The organism is Flavobacterium rhamnosi (assembly GCF_048286515.1).
GTDB lineage: Bacteria > Bacteroidota > Bacteroidia > Flavobacteriales > Flavobacteriaceae > Flavobacterium.
The window spans coordinates 96,747-113,198 of record NZ_JBLVPS010000002.1 but is presented as its reverse complement, the minus strand read 5'-3'; the positions used below and the strand labels follow the sequence as shown (position 1 = coordinate 113,198).

The window sequence follows — 16,452 nt, the reverse complement described above, 5'->3', positions numbered from 1 at the left end:
GTTCAATTATCATTTGTCAAATCCGAATTCAGTATCTTTGCGCATTATTTTAAATACGAAAATAATGATACAACTTCACGATAAACAATTTGTTCCGTTTATTTCTGCCAAGGAAATTGACTTTGCAATCGAAAAAATGGTTGCTCAAATAGAAGATGATTTTGCCGATGAAATACCAATATTTATAGGTGTCTTGAATGGTGCCTTTATGGTGGTTTCTGATTTTATGAAACTGTACAAAAAACCATGTGAGGTGTCTTTCATAAAAATGGCATCTTATGAAGGAACTTCTTCCACAGCCGAAGTGAAACAATTAATAGGATTGAATCAGGATTTGACAGGACGTACCGTTATTATAATAGAAGATATTGTAGATACCGGAAATACTTTAGTGGAACTTAAAGAATTATTTAAAAAGCAAAATGTAAAACATTTTAAAATAGCAACACTTTTTTTCAAACCAGAAGCATATACTAAAGACATGAAAATAGATTATGTTGGGATTAGAATTCCAAATAAATTTATTGTAGGTTATGGCTTAGACTATGATGGTTTAGGAAGAAATTTACCCGAAGTATATAAACTAAAAGAATAACTACACAACAACATGACTAACATTGTTTTATTTGGAAAGCCAGGAGCAGGTAAAGGAACTCAAGCTGAGTTCTTAAAAGAAAAATACAAATTAACGCATATATCTACAGGGGATGTATTTCGTTATAATTTAAAAAACGATACAGAACTTGGGAAACAAGCAAGAGTATATATGGACGCTGGTGATTTAGTGCCAGATGAATTGACTACCAAAATGCTAATTGATGAGGTCAATAAACACCCAGACACGAATGGGATTTTGTTTGATGGTTATCCAAGAACAATTTCACAAGCCGAAGCTTTAGATGCATTTCTTACTTCAATAGGTTCCAAAGTGGCTGCAACAATTGCGCTGGAAGCCGATGATGAAATTTTGATTCAACGTTTGCTGGAAAGAGGAAAAACAAGTGGTAGAATTGACGATCAGGATGAAGAAAAAATTAGAAATCGCTATCAGGAATATAATGAAAAAACAGCTCCTTTAATGGGGTATTATGAGGAACAGGGAAAGTTTTACGCCATAAACGGAATAGGAACTATTCAGGAAATCACGGAGCGTTTAAGTACTGTGATTGATCAATTACAGGAGCAAGTCCTGTAGCTTAAAAGTTTCTGTTAAAAAAAAACTATTTTTTATTGTCATATAAGTAGCTTCGTTTGCAGGCTCTTTTTTGACAAGAAAATTAGCTTTTTTAACTGCGGACTTTTTCCCTAGTGTAGCCGCTGAAAATCCGGCTGCTATACAAGAGATTTCAGAGTAATTCAGAAATCAGATCTAAAAAAAAACGAATCAACTAAAAAATTGGAAATACTAATAATATTTTTTCTAATACTATTAAACGGGGTGTTCTCGATGTCAGAAATTGCATTGATTTCAGCACGAAAGAATAGATTAGAGACTGCGGCAAAAAAAGGAAATAAAAGTGCTAAAATTGCGTTGGATTTAGCGAATTCGCCAAATAAATTTTTGTCAACAGTACAAATAGGAATCACCCTGATCGGAATTCTTACCGGTATTTATAGTGGTGATAAAATAACCAAAGATGTAGAGGCCTTTATAATAGGGTTCGAAATGATAACACCTTATGCGCACTCTGTTGCTGTAGGTATAGTTGTTGTGACTTTGACTTTTTTCTCCTTAGTACTCGGAGAGTTGTTGCCTAAAAGAATAGGCCTGAATCATCCGGAATCTATAGCCAAAGCCGTGGCATTACCAATGAAAATTGTTTCGATTGTTACAGCACCATTTATTTGGATGTTAACACACTCAACTGATTTTTTATTGAATGTTTTACAAATAAAACCGACTGCTGACGGTAAAGTAACTGAAGAGGAAATAAAGGCGATTATCAAAGAAGGAACAGAAGGTGGAGAAGTGCAGGAAATAGAGCAGGATATCGTGGAACGCGTTTTTCATATTGGTGATCGAAAAATTAATTCATTGATGACCCACAGGAAGTCGGTAGTTTTTTTACCTTTGCATTCTGATAAAGAACAGGTTAAGGAATTTATGCTTAAAGAGCTGCATTCTATCTATCCTGTTTTTGGGGAACATTATGATGATATCGTTGGGGTCGTTAACTTAAAAAATATTTTTGCTCATTTTGAAAATGAAAACTTCAATTTAGCAGATATAATGACTGAAGCTCCTTTTATGATGGAGCAGACTACTGCCTATATAGCCTTAGAAAACTTCAAAAAAACAGGTATTCATTATGCATTTGTCTCTGATGAATATGGAGTGTTTCAAGGCGTAATTACTTTGAATGATATTCTGGAAGCCTTGGTTGGAGATGCGTCGGACTTTTATAAAGATGATTTTCAATTGATTGAAAGGGAAGATGGAAGTTGGCTGGTTGACGGGCATTATTCACTGCATGATTTCTTGACTTATTTTGAATTAGACGAATTGATCAACGATTACGAAGTGACCACGGTGAGTGGATTAATAATGACGGAGCTCTCGCATATTCCAAAACAGGGAGAGAAATTAATTTGGCAAAAATTTGAGTTGGAAGTCATTGATATGGATGGCGTGAAGATTGATAAAGTGATGGTGAAAGCATTAAGAAATTAAATAGCGTATAGGAAAGTACTCAAAATGAGTACTGAATATAAAGCTGAACATTGAATAGTAGAAAAAATGACTGAAGGGAATTTTGTAGATTACGTTAAAATATATGTTTCTTCCGGAAAAGGAGGAAAAGGATCTACGCATTTGCATAGAGAAAAATTTATTGAAAAAGGTGGACCAGATGGTGGTGATGGTGGTCGTGGAGGTCATGTTTTTTTGGTTGGGAACAAAGGTCTTTGGACATTGTTTCACCTTAAGTTTGCACGACATATTAAAGCAGGTAATGGTGGTGACGGTAGTGGTGACAGAAGTACAGGTGCTGATGGAGATGATAAATACATCGAAGTTCCATTAGGAACGGTAGTAAAAGATAAAGAAACAGGAGAAATATTATTTGAAATTACTGAAGATGGTGAAAAACAAGTACTTTCTCGTGGTGGAAAAGGAGGGTTAGGAAATTGGCATTTTAGAAGTTCAACCAATCAGACACCAAGATACTCACAACCCGGTTTGCCTGGTGCAGAAATGGATGTGATTTTAGAATTAAAAGTTCTGGCAGACGTTGGTTTGGTAGGTTTTCCTAATGCAGGAAAATCGACACTGTTGTCAGTGTTGACTTCAGCGAAACCGAAAATTGCAGATTATCCGTTTACTACTTTAAAACCCAATCTTGGAATTGTAGCATACAGAGATTTTCAATCTTTTGTAATTGCTGATATTCCTGGTATTATTGAGGGTGCTGCTGAAGGAAAAGGATTAGGGCATTATTTTTTACGTCATATTGAACGTAATTCGACGCTATTGTTTTTGGTTCCTGTGGATACACCGGATATTAAAGCCGAATATGATATTTTAGTGAATGAATTGACGAAGTACAATCCTGAGATGCTAGACAAAGAGCGTTTATTGGTGATTTCAAAATGTGATATGCTTGATGATGAATTGAAAGCAGAACTTAAAGTGGAATTAGACGTCGCTTTTAAAGATATTCCTTATATGTTTATTTCTTCTGTGGCGCAACAGGGTCTGACAGAATTAAAAGATAAATTGTGGAAAATGTTAAATGACTAAAATTTAAAAATTTTATATAAAAGGTGTTCTGAGAAGAGCACCTTTTCTCGTTCCTATCGTTTATTTGATGCCGTTGTGATTATATGTATCAAATAAAAACTGTAAGGTTTCCGGGATATTATTAGCCTGTATTTTCGGGTATTTAATAGGCGAATCGAGCCAATTTTCTATTACTAAATAAAAATCATCACCAACATCATAAAGGACAGGAACCCCCAATTTTTTAAGGGCGGCAGCATTACATTCCTGTTCATAATGTTTTCGAATAGGAATAGAGAGTATTTTTTTTTCCAGATACAGCGCTTCCGCAGGAGTTTCAAATCCTCCGCCAGTAATAACTCCTTCACACTTGATTAAACTTTTATTGAAGTATTCTTGATTAACAGGATAATAAGTGACGTTTTTTATAGTGTGTTTGGTCTGTACATCGTTCAAAAACCAGTGAAAAGATAAATTAGGCAGTTTGTTGAACGCCTTCTCTAAACAATCCTGTTGAAAAGAAGGTAAATAGACAGTAATATGGCCCTTGTTTTTGGGTTCGGCATTTACGATTTCATCTTTGATAATTGGAGGGAATATAAAAGAGTCGTATTTGTCAAAATGCAATCCAATATATTGTGGCGAAGGGGCATAATGTTTCAGAATCATTTCTCCCATGATGCTCTTTTTTTCGGGTCTTGGAGCCAAAGGTGAAATAAAACTGGCTTGATGTCCAAATTGTATCGAATGTACTTTTTGCAATTTGCAAGCCAAAGAAGTAATAGAATCAAAATCATTGATGACCACATCGTAGTTTTTTAAGGGTAAAGAATTTGCGTCTTTATATATTTGCCTTGGTTTTATGTTTTTGGCAATATCCCAGTAATTCAAGCCTCCGCATTTACTGTAATGCAAGCTACAGCCTTCGCTTTTGAATTTTACAGGTAAATTGACATCCAGGCTGGCATTGTTGCCACTCATGAAAAAATCAACTTCACCAAATTTTTGCAGATACGGATATAATTGTACAGCTCTGCTGATATGCCCATTACCAGTTGCTTGAATAGCGTAAAATATTTTCATTGCGTTACTAGTTTGATTTTTAAAGTAATTGTATGGAATAGCTATGATAAAATTTTGGTGATAATATCACTGACAATTTTGTCTTCATTGTTGTCATGGTGTAAATAGTCGGCTTTGTTGTATTTGTAAATACTCCATTTTTCTTTTTTGTATTCCAATGCGGTAAGGTTTTCAACCCAATCTCCACTGTTTAAATACATAACTTTTCCGTGTTCGTTTTCGACTTCCTTCATTTGGGGTTTGTGTATGTGTCCACAAACTACATAACTGTATTTTTTTTGAATTGCAATTTCTGCTGCGGTGGTTTCAAAATTGGATACAAAAGAGACCGCTTTCTTGACACTGTCTTTAATCATTTTTGAATAGCTTCGTTTCTCTTTTCCCAAAAGGACTAAAAACCAATTGATTAAACTATTGATCAGTATCAGTAAATCATATCCTTTTCCGCCAAGTTTGGCTACTATTTTTGCATATCCTTTTGTAGAGGAATCAAATACATCCCCGTGAAAAATCCAAGTTTTCTTGCCGTCTAATTCCAGAATTAATTTGTCTGCCAATTCAAAATTTCCTAAAATAAAATCGGAGTATTTTCTTAAAGCTTCATCATGGTTTCCGGTAATGTAAATAACACGGGTTCCCTGATTTGACATTTTTATGATTTGTCGCAACACATTCATATGGGCTGCCGGGAAATAGCTTTTGCTAAAGCTCCACATGTCAATAATATCCCCGTTTAAAACCAACATTTTGGGTTGAATCGATTTTAAATATTGGAGTAATTCTTTGGCCTGACAGCCATAGGTTCCTAAGTGTACATCGCTTAATACCACTAAAGGGATTTTTCGCTTTCTTTTCATAATTTGTTTTGACGAAATTAGCTACTCTATGTTATGGCAATGTTTCTTATTTATTATTATTTCTCTCAGGATGATTTGGTTTGTTAACTTTTTTAAGATTAAAAAGCGGTTTAATACTTTAAAATTTCCTTATTTTTGAAAGATGAAAAAAATAGTATACCTCTTTTTATTACTTCCTTTGATGACTTGGTCCCAATCCAATTTCGATAAAGCAGAGAAATTTTTCAAAGAAGAAAAATACGATCAGGCGCAACCTATTTTTGAATCAATTTTAAAGGCTAATCCTTCTGATTTGAAAACCATTGAATATTTAGGGGACATAGCCGGACGAAGTAAGTCTTGGGATAAAGCAATTGGTTATTATAAAAAGCTAAAACAATCGAAACCTTCGGAAGCTAACTATCATTATAAATACGGAGGCGCTTTGGGCATGAAAGCTACTCAGGTGAATAAATTCAAAGCTCTTGGGATGATTGACGAGGTCAAAGGGTCTTTTGAAAAAGCAATAGTTTTCAATCCTAAGCATATTGAGGCACGCTGGGCATTAATAGAATTGTATATTCAGCTGCCGGGAATCGTGGGTGGCAGTGAGTCTAAAGCTATAAAATATTCAAATGAATTATTGCGATTATCGCCAATAGACGGTTATTTATCAAGAGGGCATATTGATGAATATTTTAAAAGATATAAAGTTGCGGAACAAAACTATAAAAGAGCAATAACTGCAGGTGGATCACGAATGAGTTATCTAAAGTTAGCGAGTTTGTACAAAAATAAAATGAACGAACCTGAAAAGGCCAAATCAGTTTTAGAAGAATATAAAAATAAAAAAGGATAAAGGGTCATGGATTTTGACATACTTATAATACAACAACTATAAACCATACACTAAAATGCGTACACATTTTATAGCTATCGGTGGTAGTGCCATGCACAACCTCGCTTTAGCATTACACAACAAAGGGTATCAAGTTACAGGAAGTGACGATGCTATTTTTGAGCCGTCAAAATCAAGATTGGATAAGAAAGGAATTTTGCCTGTTGAATTAGGTTGGTTTCCTGAAAAAATAACATCAGCTATTGAAGCGGTAATATTAGGAATGCACGCCAAGGCAGACAATCCAGAATTGTTGAAAGCGCAGGAGCTAGGTTTGAAAATATATTCCTATCCGGAATTCCTTTACGCGCAATCCAAAAATAAAACGCGCGTAGTTATCGGTGGTTCTCATGGAAAAACAACGATAACTTCTATGATTTTGCATGTGATGCATTACCACGGAATAGCGGTAGATTATATGGTTGGTGCTCAATTGGAAGGATTTGATACGATGGTACATCTAACGGAAGAAAATGATTTTATCGTTTTAGAAGGGGATGAATATTTGTCTTCGCCAATAGACAGAAGGCCAAAATTCCATTTGTATCAGCCCAATATTGCTTTAATTTCTGGAATAGCCTGGGATCATATTAATGTTTTTCCAACCTATGAAAATTACGTAGAACAGTTTGAAATTTTTATTAGTAAAATAACCAACGGAGGAATTTTAGTTTACAATGAAGAGGATCCCGAAGTAAAGCGTGTTGCAGAAGCTGCTACGAACCCAATTAGAAAATTAGCATATCATACACCAAAATATACAGTAAGTGATGGTGTTACGCTTCTCGAAACTCCGGAAGGTGATATGCCGATTGAAGTTTTTGGAGCGCATAATCTTAATAATTTGGCAGGAGCCAAATGGATTTGCCAGAACATGGGAGTTGATGAAGCTGATTTTTACGAAGCTATTGCTAGTTTTAAAGGAGCTTCAAAACGATTGGAAAAAATTGGCGAAAGCAAAACTAAAGTAGCGTATAAAGATTTCGCACATTCCCCAAGTAAGGTGTCGGCAACTACAAAAGCGGTAAAAGAGCAATATCCAAATAGAACTTTAGTAGCTTGTTTAGAGTTGCATACGTATAGTAGCCTGAATGCTGAATTTTTAAATGAATATGAAGGCGCATTAGAATATGCAGATAAAGCGGTTGTTTTCTACTCACCGGATGCGGTAAAAATTAAGCAGTTGGAGGAAGTGACTTATGAGCAAATAGCAAATGCATTCAACAGAAAAGATTTAATTATTTATACGAATCCAAAAGATTTTGCAGCCTATTTATTCAACTTAAATCTTGATAATTCGGCTTTGCTATTAATGAGTTCCGGTAATTATGGCGGACTTAATTTTGAGGAGGTTAAGGAACTGGTGAAATAAGAAGTATATGAATGAGACCATAAAAGTTTCTAAAACTAATAGTGAAAATAAAGATTTTGTTACGCTCATCGCTGCATTGGATAAGAGTTTGTGGGAGCGTTATCCAGCGTTAAAAGCAAATTACTGGGGGAATAATGTAATTGAATTAAATCCAAATGTTATTGTTGTCTATCTCGATAACAAAGCTGTTGCTTGTGGTTGTTTCAAGAAATATGATACCAATACAATTGAATTAAAACGTATGTTTGTTTCTCCGGAAGTGCGCGGGATGGGTTTGGCTAAAAAAGTAATACACGAACTCGAGCTTTGGGCCGGAGCGTTAGGTTTTTCGTTCTCGATTTTAGAAACGTTGTATAAACAAAAGGAAGCCATCAGTTTATACCAAAAGGCAGGGTATAGTATTGTAGCTAATTATGACCCTTACGTGGGTTTAGAAAATAGTATTTGCATGAAAAAACAAATTTAAAAATAAGCTTATGTCCGAAAATTCTTTTCCAATAACCAATTGGTCCCAAGACGACAAACCACGTGAAAAACTGATGCGTAAAGGCAAAAGTGTTTTAAGTGATGCGGAACTGATTGCCATTTTGATTGGGTCAGGAAGTCGTAACGAATCAGCGGTGGAGTTGAGTAAACGGATTTTAGGGAGTGTTCACGCTAATTTGAATGCCTTAGGGAAATTGTCAGTTTCACAGTTAATGGCATTTAAAGGAATAGGAGAGGCGAAAGCCATTTCAATAATTGCCGCGTTGGAAGTGGGAAGACGAAGAAGGGCAGAGGACGTTATTGAATTAACAAAAGTTACTTCCAGCAAAACAATTTTCGAGATCATGCAGCCCATTATCGGTGAATTACCGCATGAAGAATTTTGGATTGTGTATTTGAATAATTCTAATAAGGTCATTTCAAAATCGCAGTTGAGTAAAGGCGGTATTACAGGGACTTTGGTTGATGTACGTCTTGTTTTTAAAATGGCGCTTGAAATGGGTGCAACGGGATTGATAATGTGTCACAATCATCCTTCGGGAACACTGATACCAAGTGAGGCGGACAAACATATTACACGGAAGTTAAAACAGGCAGGAGAGAGCTTAGACATAAAAGTGTTAGATCATCTTATTGTGACTGAAGCCAGTTATTTTAGCTTTGTTGACGAGGGGATATTTTAGAAATTAAGAATGAAACATACCATTATAAAAGACGTTTTCTTTGATTTAGATCATACCCTTTGGGATTTTGATAAAAATTCGGAGTTGACCTTTGAGACTATTTTTAACAGAAATCATCCAGAGATTGATTCCAAAGAATTCATAGGGAAATATGTTCCTATTAATCAGGCGTGTTGGAAATTATACCAGTACGACAAAATTTCCCATAAGGAATTGCGTTACAGTAGGCTGAAAGAATCTTTCGATGCATTAAACTACGCTATTTCCGATGAAGGAATAGAAAGTATTGCTCAGGAATACATTCAGTTGTTGCCTGAAAACAACCATCTTTTTGACGGGACTTTTGAGGTTTTGGATTATTTAAATCAAAAATACAAGCTTCATATCATAACCAATGGTTTTGCTGAAGTGCAATTTAAAAAATTAAACAATTCAAATATTGGTAGCTACTTTCAAACGATTACCAATTCGGAAATGGCGGGAGTGAAAAAGCCAAATCCTATTATTTTTGAATATGCGCTTGATTTGGCCAAAGCCAAAAAAGAAAATAGTATTATGATTGGGGATTGTATTGAAGCGGATGTTCGGGGAGCTCTTGATGCGGGATTAGATGCAATTTTTTTTAACGAAAGTAACGTGCCGGTAGAAGAGAATATTAAACAAGTAAATCATTTATTAGAATTAAAAAAATATTTATAAATTATGAAAACAAGATTCCTGTTTCTGGTACTATTAATTTCGAGTTATTGTTTCTCGCAATCTGTCAATGATTATAAGGCCGTGCTTATACCTTTAAGATTTGAATTTACTAGGTCTGAAAATCAATATAGGCTCGCTACTTTATCTAAGTTCAACTTAAATAAAGCTGGTTTTCAGGGCTTTTATGATAATGAGCCGTTGCCAAAAGAATATCATGACAGGTGCAGTTTGTTGTATTTTGATGTTGTGAAAGAAAAATCATTTTTAACAACTAAATTGTATATCACTTTTAAAGATTGTAATGGGAAAATCATTTTCAAATCGGATACCGGTATAAGCAAAGAAAAAGACTTTCAAATGGGGTATACCGAAGCATTAAATAAGGCTTTTGTGTCTGTTAATGCTTTGCAATATAAATACAATAGTACAGGGAATAGTAATCCAAGTGCCATTTCTAAACCAACTTCAGTACCAGTGTCTCAAGAGGCTCCGGTGGCTTTGCCTATAAATCAGGCGGATAATGCACAGAATGCAGCTGTCGACAATTCCAATATGCTATACGCGCAGCCTACAGCTACTGGTTTTCAACTAATCGATAGTGCGCCAAAAGTTATTATGAAAGTATTTACTACCTCTAGAAAAGATTGTTTTCTTGCAGTAAAAGGAAATACACAGGGTGTTTTAATTGCTATACAGAATCAGTGGTTTTTTGAATATTACCTAAACGACAAATTAATTTCTGAAAAAGTAGCCGTTAAATTTTAGATTTTAAAAGAGATAGTTTTTGAAAGAGATGCGCTGCGGTGCATCTCTTCTCATTAATAGGCATATTAATACCCGTATTTTTCTTTCCAACGGTTTTTTAAGAACTCCCGTATTGTGTTTTCTCTGGAATTGGTTCCGGGAACATATAGGGCCTTATTGCTTATCTCATTGGGTAGGAATTCTTGCTCTGCAAAATTATTGGCAAAATCATGCGAATATTTATACTCGTCGCCATAACCCAATTCTTTCATTAATTTGGTAGGAGCATTGCGCAAATGAATTGGAACGGGCAAATCACCTGTTTGTTTCACCAGCTGTTGGGCAGTACCTATGGCAAGATAAGAGGAATTGCTTTTTGGAGATGTTGCGAGGTAAATGGCGCATTGGCTTAATATAATTCTGCTTTCAGGATAGCCAATGGTTGCAACGGCCTGAAAAGTATTATTGGCCATAATAAAAGCGGTCGGATTTGCATTTCCTATATCTTCACTGGAGAGAATGAGCATACGTCTGGCTATGAATTTTACATCTTCACCACCTTCAATCATTCTTGCAAGCCAATATACAGCTCCATTAGGATCACTTCCGCGAATTGATTTTATAAAAGCCGAGACAATATCATAATGCTGTTCCCCACTTTTATCATACAAAACGGTGTTTTGTTGCACCAATTCGAAAACGCGGTCATTCGTGATGATAATGTCAGCTTCATTCGAAGCGTTTACGACAAGTTCAAAAATATTTAATAGCTTGCGTCCATCGCCTCCGGAAAGTCGCAAAAGAGCCTCTGTTTCTTTTAAAACAATGTTTTTCGTTGTCAAAAAAGCATCTGTTTTCATGGCGCGTTCCAATAAGGCTTCCAAATCTTTCTTAGTAAATGCATTTAAAACATAAACCTGACATCGTGAAAGTAATGCAGGAATAACTTCAAAACTTGGATTTTCAGTAGTGGCGCCTATTAATGTTATCCAACCTTTTTCTACAGCTGCCAATAAGGAGTCCTGTTGGGATTTACTAAAACGATGAATCTCGTCAATAAAGAGAATCGGGTTTTTTGCTGTAAAAAGGCCACCGCTTTGCTTTGCTTTTTCAATAACATCACGAATATCCTTCACGCCGGAATTGATGGCGCTCAGTATGTAGAACGGACGTTTCGATTCTTGTGCAATAATTTGTGCTAAAGTCGTTTTTCCTGTTCCTGGCGGTCCCCAGAAAATTAAAGAAGGAATTATTCCTTTTGAAATTTGTTGTGTCAAGGAGCCACTTGGTCCTACCAAATGGGATTGACTTATATAGTCTTCTAGTTTTTGTGGTCGAATGCGTTCTGCAAGTGGTGCTTCCATTGTGTAAAATTACTATTTTTTACCTGAATTTGCTTGAGATTCTTAAAAGTTGCTTTTTATTGCGGGTATTTCCAACCTTATATTGTGTCTTTTTAGCGCTTTAAAAAATGAGAAAGACGGTGGAGTTTCTATCTTAAGGTGTTGTTGTTTAAAGCGTATTTTTACTCTGAGTATGACAAAATAGCATTAAATTGCTTTTGGATAAATTTTTGAGTTTAATGTAGTGGAAAACGAAACTATAATTAATGGACAATCATTTCAAATTTACTAATTCTGTTATTGCGCTGCCACTTTTTTTTGTGGTATTCCTATGGTTTGTTTTTTGGCTTGAAATACGGTTTGATTTTGATTTTGTTGAAAACGGTATTTTTCCAAGAGAACTTTGGGGTTTGCAAGGCGTGTTGTTTAGCCCGTTTATTCACGGTGATATTGAGCATCTGTATAATAATTCAATTCCATTAGTAATCTTATTGGCAGCTTTGCAATTTTTTTATGCGAATCAATCTGTTAAAGTAATTGGATTTGGAATAGTACTTTCAGGAATTATCACCTGGGTTATAGGAAGGGATAATTACCATATTGGTGCCAGTGGTTTGGTTTATGTTTTGGTGAGCTTCATTTTTTTCAAAGGGATACAAACAAAGTATTATCGCCTGGTTGCTTTATCACTTGCTGTTATTGTTATCTATGGTGGTTTGGTGTGGTATGCTTTTCCAAAAGTGGATGAAAAAATTTCTTGGGAAGGGCACTTGGCGGGCTTGATAGCTGGTTTTACTTTATCTTTAATTTATAAAACACCGGAGTATAAAAAGTTGATTAAGTACGATTGGGAAAAACCAGAGTATAATCCTGATGAAGATCCATTCATGCAGCGTTTTGATGTGAATGGAAATTTCGTTAATCTTCCCCCGCCTGAAATAACGGAGGAAGAAGCATCCTATTATTCTTCAAATTACCCCGTTGATTATAAGATCGTGCAAAATGAAAAAAATGAATCAAAACCGGAGTCTTAATTCATTTTTAAAGTAGGTAAGTAGTAGTAAATATATAAAAGTTAATCGCCAATAAAAAGTAGGCTAACTTCTTTGTCTTACTGCTTCGTATAAAAAAGCACCGCAAGCTACCGAAACATTCAAAGAACCAATGGTTCCAAACATAGGCAGTTTAGCTTTTTCATCCACTATTTTTAAAACAGAAGGATTTACGCCGCGATCTTCGGATCCCATAATAATAGCTACAGGTTCGTTTAAAGAAATATCATAGATGTTTTGATCTGTTTTTTCTGTAGCGGCTACGGTTTTAATACCACTGGCCTGTAAAAGAAAAATAGCGTCTTTAATGTGTTCTACTTTACAGATAGGAATGTTAAAAACAGCTCCAGCGGATGTTTTTACGGTATCTCCATTTACAGGAGCAGAACCTGCTTTTTGAACTATTATTCCGTTTACTCCCGTACATTCGGCAGTTCGTATGATAGCACCAAAATTACGTGCATCAGATATTTGATCCAAAATTAAAAATAACGGCTTTTTTCCATTTTCAATTACAGATTCAATTAACGATTCTAAATCAAAAAAGGAGATAGGAGAGATGGTTGCCACTGCACCTTGATGGTTATTTGGCGTAAGTCTGTTTAGTTTTTCAACAGGAACATAAGAAAAATTAATATTACCACGCTTCATCACTTTCATCAAGTCTTTCATCAGTTCGCTGCTTGCTTCCTTTTGAATGTATACTTTGTCTACTGTTGCGCCCGCTTGTATGGCTTCAATTATTGCTCTAATCCCGAATATTTGGTGTTCTTTTTCCATGGTGCAAATATATAAAAAAAAACCATCCCTGATGGTGGGATGGTTTTTCAAATTTATTATTTAGTTTCTAGTATTCATCTTCTTTGAAACCAGTTCTTTTATGACCTTCGTAAAGAATGTCATATCCTGCGTCATCGTAGCTAAAATGGGCTCTGAAAGATATTTTATCTACAGTATGTCCTGCTTTAGAAACTCCTGCGCCTTTTTCAATTTTACCTTCAGTAATTGTTACTGTTCCAGCATCAATGATATTTGGTTCAGCCACTGCGGTAAAAGTACCAGTTGCAACATCCATGGTGATTTTACATTTTATAACATAACCATTTTCATGGTCGTCAATCCACATTGTATTGTCATTTGCGGCAGTGTTATAAGTTGAATGTAAAGCATGTGCAGCAACATCGTGTCCATCAGTATCTACAAGATCGATATACCAATCTCCAGCAAATTTTTCCGTCGTTGTTCCTCCTGGGTTTGGATCGCCTCCTTCATCACACGATGAGAATGACGTTACTATAAGAATACCAAAAAGTACTTTTATAAAATTATTTTTTAATATATTCATTTTTATGATATTAAAGTTGAACTTGAGTTAATGTGCCTACAAATATGTATGGTCCTGCATCCCAACTAGTTGTTAGTACAAGTGTTTTAGTAGTTGCATTAACTGTTAATGAGGTGATGTCTGAACTACCGCCAAATCCTAGATTAGATTGTGTTCCGGGAAAGCTAAAGTCATTTGTCGCAATATTGTTTGCAATGATTTTTGCACCAGGTGTAATATAGCTTAAACCTAAGCCTCTTCCATATTGATACCAACCTCCGAAAGAATCAGATATTTCATAGGAACCATCTGTGTTCTTCCAAATATAGATGTACTTTATGTTTCTGTAAGCATTACTTGGGGTTACCCCATTTCTGCTTATGGTACAAGTGTAAACCCCTTCTATACTGTTTACTAAATCTCCGGTTTTGTATACTATAACTTTTCTTACGGCGCTGGCTTTAAAACCGTCTTTATTAGAGGCAGTATAAGTCTGAGAATATTCATCTGCAATATTGGTATCGATAGTTGTTGCTTTTCTGTAATTTCCAGATCCAACACTAGTGAATGCTATTGGTGCTCCGTTTTCTGTAGCAACTGCACCTGGATCAGTATAAGTACCTCCTAGGGGAACAAAGATCGGATTACTTCCTATAACTGTAATTAAAGGATAGTTTGTTATTGAAGATACATTTGCAGTATCTATATCGTCACAAGACACAAAAAAAGTGCTTGCAACTACTAAAAGAGCTATTATTTTTTTCATGATTTTTTTTATTTATTCCACCAAACTGGAGTTGTTATTGGTATCAAAGTTGGTGCGTTTGGATTAGCATTTCTTTCAGAAAGAGGGTATGCAATTCTTTTTGGGAATAAACCTCCAGTTGTACCATTTACTGAGTAAGTAAATTGTCCAGAAACATATGAATTACTAGATGCTGGTACAGCAGATGTTTTAGGATATCCTGTTCTGTTTTTTTCAAAAAACGCTTCGAAACCATTACCAGGAAAACTAGCTACCCACTTTTGGGTGATTATAGCTTCGATTTTATTTTCAAGTGTACCTGTAGTTGGGTAAGCATAAGCGCCTGCAACAAATGCAGCTCCATTTTGACCATGTCTGGTGAAATTCGCAAGTATTGCAGCATCATATAAAGCTTTTGCACCTGTTCCAGATTTGTATCTTTCCAATGCTTCTGCCTGTAATAAGAAACTTTCTTCTTTACTCATGATTAAAGCTGGAGTAGTAGCGCTTAATTTTACTATAGCTATAGTTCCTGCTCCTACGGTATTGGTATAATCTCCTTGGTTAAGAGAATTCCCTGCTAGGTAGTAAGCTGCTTTTCTAGGATCTGCATTTTCGTCAAGGAAAGAAGCTAATGTTGTGCTCATTCTAAGGTTAGTTGCAACGTTTAATCTTCTGTTATTGTATTCGAACAATGGATTACTTTGATTAATTGCATCAGTAAACTGAGTCATTGCAGCATCAACGGTTAAGAATTGTGCACCACTGTTTAACATCGCTGTTATTCCAGCATCTGCTATTGCAGCTCTTGAACTATTGGTCTGTCTCATGTATACTTTTAGTTTTAAAGTATTGGCTAGTTTTGTCCAATTAGCCATATTTCCACCATAAATAAAATCATCAGCTCCTGGATTGCTTCCTGTTGATGCTGACAAATCTCTTGAAAGTGCATCATCTATGTCTGCAATCATCATAGTATAAACTTCTTCACCTGTGTTGAATTTAGGTTCCAAAATTGTACTGTTGTTAGCTTCTGTGTAAGGGATACTTCCGTAGAAGTCTGTTAATACTTGTGAAGCTTGTACTTCTAATGTAGTAGCTATCAAATAGTATTTCCAGTTTCCTTCTGCTAACGCTCTCCTTTTTACATTTCTAATATCGCCTAAGGCATCAAACATACCATTCCAAGCAAAATTGTAGTCAGAAGTACCAACTGTATAATTGTCGATTTCTTTATATTGATTGGCAGCATTACTTTGTGTCCAATATTGTGACCACATTCCTCCAATGATTGCGAAAGAAGCTCCTTGTGATCCTATTAATCCAGCAATACCTGAAGGTAATTGTGCAGAAAGAGGAGCACTGTTTGGGTCTAATGAATCCGGGTCTCTATTGATATCTAAATCAGTGCTACATCCTATAAATGTAGTTGATAAAACTAGTATACTAATTATAAATTTTTTCATTTT

Annotated in this window: 18 protein-coding genes; 11 read left to right on the top strand and 7 right to left on the bottom strand. The window is 35.4% G+C overall.

What is annotated here, in order from left to right:
* The first annotated feature begins 64 nt into the window (after window positions 1-64).
* The 4 genes from hpt (at window position 65) to obgE (ending at window position 3,739) form a co-directional block, all read left to right on the top strand.
* Window positions 65-595: a hypoxanthine phosphoribosyltransferase gene (gene hpt, locus ACNQGN_RS02095; protein ID WP_417986199.1), complete on the top strand. Its 531-nt coding sequence runs from the start codon at window positions 65-67 to the stop codon at window positions 593-595.
* Between the two features lie 12 nt (window positions 596-607).
* Window positions 608-1,195, top strand: a complete 588-nt coding sequence (locus ACNQGN_RS02090) for an adenylate kinase (protein WP_417986198.1) — start codon at window positions 608-610, stop codon at window positions 1,193-1,195.
* Window positions 1,196-1,396: 201 nt separating this feature from the next.
* Window positions 1,397-2,671, top strand: a complete 1,275-nt coding sequence (locus ACNQGN_RS02085; protein ID WP_417986197.1) for a hemolysin family protein — start codon at window positions 1,397-1,399, stop codon at window positions 2,669-2,671.
* Window positions 2,672-2,737: 66 nt separating this feature from the next.
* Window positions 2,738-3,739 carry a GTPase ObgE gene (obgE, locus tag ACNQGN_RS02080; protein ID WP_417986196.1) on the top strand — a complete coding sequence of 334 codons (1,002 nt, stop codon included), beginning with the start codon at window positions 2,738-2,740 and terminating at the stop codon, window positions 3,737-3,739.
* A gap of 60 nt (window positions 3,740-3,799) precedes the next feature.
* On the opposite strand, the gene ACNQGN_RS02075 is transcribed toward obgE, so the two are convergent.
* Together ACNQGN_RS02075 and ACNQGN_RS02070 are read right to left on the bottom strand one after the other, a co-directional pair.
* Window positions 3,800-4,801: a glycosyltransferase family protein gene (locus tag ACNQGN_RS02075; protein ID WP_417986195.1), complete on the bottom strand. Its 1,002-nt coding sequence runs from the start codon at window positions 4,799-4,801 to the stop codon at window positions 3,800-3,802.
* Window positions 4,802-4,842: 41 nt separating this feature from the next.
* Window positions 4,843-5,658, bottom strand: coding sequence for a UDP-2,3-diacylglucosamine diphosphatase (locus tag ACNQGN_RS02070; protein ID WP_417986194.1), 816 nt, complete (start codon window positions 5,656-5,658; stop codon window positions 4,843-4,845).
* A 142-nt stretch (window positions 5,659-5,800) separates the two neighbouring features.
* On the opposite strand from ACNQGN_RS02070, the gene ACNQGN_RS02065 reads away from it, so the two are divergent.
* From ACNQGN_RS02065 to ACNQGN_RS02040, 6 genes are read left to right on the top strand one after another with little or no spacing between them, the layout of a single operon-like run.
* Entirely contained in the window at window positions 5,801-6,496 is a 696-nt protein-coding gene (locus ACNQGN_RS02065; protein WP_417986193.1) for a tetratricopeptide repeat protein, read from the top strand.
* Window positions 6,497-6,551: 55 nt separating this feature from the next.
* Window positions 6,552-7,907 (top strand): UDP-N-acetylmuramate--L-alanine ligase, encoded by a 1,356-nt coding sequence (locus ACNQGN_RS02060; RefSeq protein ID WP_417986192.1) that lies wholly within the window; start codon window positions 6,552-6,554, stop codon window positions 7,905-7,907.
* A 7-nt stretch (window positions 7,908-7,914) separates the two neighbouring features.
* Window positions 7,915-8,373: a GNAT family N-acetyltransferase gene (locus ACNQGN_RS02055; RefSeq protein ID WP_417986191.1), complete on the top strand. Its 459-nt coding sequence runs from the start codon at window positions 7,915-7,917 to the stop codon at window positions 8,371-8,373.
* Between the two features lie 10 nt (window positions 8,374-8,383).
* Complete coding sequence (gene radC, locus ACNQGN_RS02050) at window positions 8,384-9,076, top strand: RadC family protein (protein ID WP_417986190.1); 693 nt, start codon at window positions 8,384-8,386, stop codon at window positions 9,074-9,076.
* A gap of 9 nt (window positions 9,077-9,085) precedes the next feature.
* The gene (locus ACNQGN_RS02045) at window positions 9,086-9,775 is read left to right on the top strand and encodes a YjjG family noncanonical pyrimidine nucleotidase (RefSeq protein WP_417986189.1); all 690 of its coding nucleotides are present in this window, start codon (window positions 9,086-9,088) and stop codon (window positions 9,773-9,775) included.
* A gap of 3 nt (window positions 9,776-9,778) precedes the next feature.
* Complete coding sequence (locus ACNQGN_RS02040) at window positions 9,779-10,540, top strand: hypothetical protein (RefSeq protein WP_417986188.1); 762 nt, start codon at window positions 9,779-9,781, stop codon at window positions 10,538-10,540.
* 65 nt (window positions 10,541-10,605) lie between these two features.
* On the opposite strand, the gene ACNQGN_RS02035 is transcribed toward ACNQGN_RS02040, so the two are convergent.
* Window positions 10,606-11,883, bottom strand: a complete 1,278-nt coding sequence (locus ACNQGN_RS02035; protein ID WP_417986187.1) for a replication-associated recombination protein A — start codon at window positions 11,881-11,883, stop codon at window positions 10,606-10,608.
* A gap of 245 nt (window positions 11,884-12,128) precedes the next feature.
* Here ACNQGN_RS02035 and ACNQGN_RS02030 point away from each other — a divergent pair, with 245 nt between their 5' ends.
* Complete coding sequence (locus ACNQGN_RS02030; protein WP_417986186.1) at window positions 12,129-12,896, top strand: rhomboid family intramembrane serine protease; 768 nt, start codon at window positions 12,129-12,131, stop codon at window positions 12,894-12,896.
* A gap of 63 nt (window positions 12,897-12,959) precedes the next feature.
* Here the strand turns inward: ACNQGN_RS02030 and rlmB are convergent, their stop codons facing one another.
* The 4 genes from rlmB to ACNQGN_RS02010 form a co-directional block, all read right to left on the bottom strand.
* Window positions 12,960-13,694, bottom strand: a complete 735-nt coding sequence (rlmB, locus tag ACNQGN_RS02025; protein ID WP_035668140.1) for a 23S rRNA (guanosine(2251)-2'-O)-methyltransferase RlmB — start codon at window positions 13,692-13,694, stop codon at window positions 12,960-12,962.
* Between the two features lie 67 nt (window positions 13,695-13,761).
* Window positions 13,762-14,259 carry a lipid-binding protein gene (locus ACNQGN_RS02020; protein ID WP_417986185.1) on the bottom strand — a complete coding sequence of 166 codons (498 nt, stop codon included), beginning with the start codon at window positions 14,257-14,259 and terminating at the stop codon, window positions 13,762-13,764.
* A gap of 10 nt (window positions 14,260-14,269) precedes the next feature.
* Window positions 14,270-15,004 (bottom strand): immunoglobulin-like domain-containing protein, encoded by a 735-nt coding sequence (locus tag ACNQGN_RS02015; RefSeq protein WP_417986184.1) that lies wholly within the window; start codon window positions 15,002-15,004, stop codon window positions 14,270-14,272.
* A gap of 8 nt (window positions 15,005-15,012) precedes the next feature.
* Window positions 15,013-16,449, bottom strand: a complete 1,437-nt coding sequence (locus ACNQGN_RS02010) for a SusD/RagB family nutrient-binding outer membrane lipoprotein (protein ID WP_417986183.1) — start codon at window positions 16,447-16,449, stop codon at window positions 15,013-15,015.
* Window positions 16,450-16,452 lie beyond the last annotated feature (3 nt).